This window comes from Alcanivorax sp. HI0083 (genome assembly GCF_001635175.1).
Genome location: NZ_LWFX01001165.1, coordinates 1 through 2,077, shown reverse-complemented (window position 1 = coordinate 2,077; position 2,077 = coordinate 1). Strand labels below are relative to the sequence as shown.

Below are 2,077 nucleotides of genomic sequence, written 5' to 3'. Positions count from 1 at the left end.
TGGATCGGAGGCGCGCGGTAGAAAACGGTATTGGGCTCGATGGTCAGCTCGTACCAGCTCAGGTGCGTGGGTTGCAGGGCGATGGCCTGCTGCAGATCGTCCAGGGCCTGGGCGTGGCTCTGCCCGGGCAGCGCATGCATGATATCCAGATTGAAATTGTCGAAGCCGGCGGCTTGCGCCTGGTGGGCGGCGTCGATGGCGGCGCTGGCATCGTGGATGCGCCCCAGCGCTTGCAGATGCGTGTTATTGAAACTCTGGACACCGATAGACAGGCGGTTGATGCCTGCCGCGCGAAAGCCTTCGAAACGGCCGGCTTCCAGGGTGCCCGGGTTGGCTTCCAGGGTGATCTCGGCGTCTGGCTGCAGGGTCAGCCGCTGGCGAATACCCTGGAAAAGTTGTCGGTAAAAGTCGGCGGACATCAGGCTGGGGGTGCCGCCGCCAATAAACACCGTTTCCACCGGACGGTCACCGATCAGCGGTAAATCCTGTTCCAGATCGGTAAGCAGAGCCTGCAGGTAGGCAGCTTCCGGAATCTCGCCCCGCTCATGGGAGTTGAAATCGCAATAGGGGCATTTGCGCACGCACCAGGGGGTGTGGATGTACAGCGAAAGCGGCGGATTGGTCAGGGGCATGAGTGTTGAAGCAGCTGAGGCAATGGGAAGAGAGTGGGCATGGTAGCAGAATGGTTGATAGTTGATAGTTGACAATGGACAGCGAAAAACAAAGAGTTGCGTCGAGCTATGGGGCTTCCTGGGTTTTAGCTGTCAACTGTCCACTGTCAATTATCAACTGGTTTATATGGTGCATATCTGGGTTGATGCGGACGCGTGCCCGCGTCCGGTGAAAGAAGTGTTATTCCGTGCTGCGCAGCGGGCGCAGGTTCCCTGCACCCTGGTGGCGAACCAGCATATCGCCGTACCGCGTACGCCGTTGATCCGCTCCATTCAGGTGGGGCAGGGCTTTGACGTGGCGGATAATGAAATCGTGCAGCGCTGTGAGGCCGGGGACCTGGTGGTGACCCAGGACATACCATTGGCGGCGGAAGTGGTGGAGAAAGGCGCGGAAGCGGTGACTCCCCGTGGTCACTGGCTGGACAAGGATACCGTGCGCGAACGCCTGAATATGCGTGATTTCATGGAAGAAATGCGTTCGGCGGGGATGCAGACCGGCGGCCCGGCCAGCTTCTCCAACCAGGACAAGGGGCGGTTTGCCAATGCGCTGGACCGCTGGTTGGCGCGGGCTCAGAAGTAACCCATCACCCCGACCTGCCCCCAGCTGAGGTCACCACCGCCATCGCGGCGCACATCTTCTCCGGCCCAGCTGTGCTGCCAGCCGGCCCACAGGTTGACTGCCCGGTGGCAGTGCCAGGTGAGCATCACGCCCACTTCGCGGTGATTGGGGCCGTCATAATCTTCGCTGGCGTAACCCTGATCATAGGCTTGTGTCAGCCGCAGCTGCGCGATGCCGGTTGCCCAGAGCGGCTGTTCCCCCACCAGCGATAGCGCATAGAAAGCACCGTCGGCCTGCTTGCTCCAGGTGCCGTCTGCGCGCAGGGCCAGCCAGGGCCGTAGATGGGTGGCAATACCGAAGCCCGCTTCCACGTCATCAGGGGTGTCCAGTGCCGGGTCGTCTGCGTGGAACTGCAGGTAAGTCACGTTCAGGTACGGCTCCCAACGGCCGATGCCCGGCGCGTATTCCGCGAACAGGTTGTTCTCCCGGTAGCCGCTGCTGCCGGCGCCCCAGGCCTGCCAGACCCCCAGGGCCCCGTGGTCTTTTGTCAGGTCGCCGCCAAGGCTATGCAGGCTGTGGCCATCGAGGTTGTCGCGGCCTTCGCTCACATAGCGGCTGTGCCATTGCGTCTGCAGGCTGCCGTGTAGCGGGTTGGCCTCGCTCAGGGCGGCAGGCAGTAGCAGGGCAAGGCAGAGGTAATGCTGTGGATAAGGGCGACGTGGGGTTGGCACCGAAGCGGCTCCTTGCTGACGGTAAACCCTGACCTTATCAGAGAGGAGCGGAGGTGCGGTGAAGGTTCCCAGGCGACCGGCTAGGCTTTCAGTGCTTCAATCAACATGCCCATGGC

3 protein-coding genes are annotated in these 2,077 nt (G+C 62.0%); 1 reads left to right on the top strand and 2 read right to left on the bottom strand.

The annotated features are described in order from the left end of the window. On the bottom strand, positions 1–632 hold a 632-nt coding region (gene hemW / locus A3754_RS16645), incomplete at its 3' end, for a radical SAM family heme chaperone HemW (RefSeq protein WP_156497040.1). A gap of 166 nt (positions 633–798) precedes the next feature. Between hemW and A3754_RS16640 the strand changes: the two genes are divergently transcribed. Then, complete coding sequence (locus tag A3754_RS16640) at positions 799–1,251, top strand: YaiI/YqxD family protein (RefSeq protein WP_363970987.1); 453 nt, start codon at positions 799–801, stop codon at positions 1,249–1,251. On the opposite strand, the gene A3754_RS16635 is transcribed toward A3754_RS16640, so the two are convergent. Further along, positions 1,242–1,961, bottom strand: coding sequence for a hypothetical protein (locus tag A3754_RS16635; protein WP_063520596.1), 720 nt, complete (start codon positions 1,959–1,961; stop codon positions 1,242–1,244). The genes A3754_RS16640 and A3754_RS16635 overlap by 10 nt on opposite strands. Positions 1,962–2,077 lie beyond the last annotated feature (116 nt).

Coding starts and splice junctions, on each gene's coding strand:
- A3754_RS16640 (WP_363970987.1), top strand. CDS start 799: ATGGTGCATATCTGGGTTGATGCGGACGCGTGCCCGCGTCCGGTGAAA.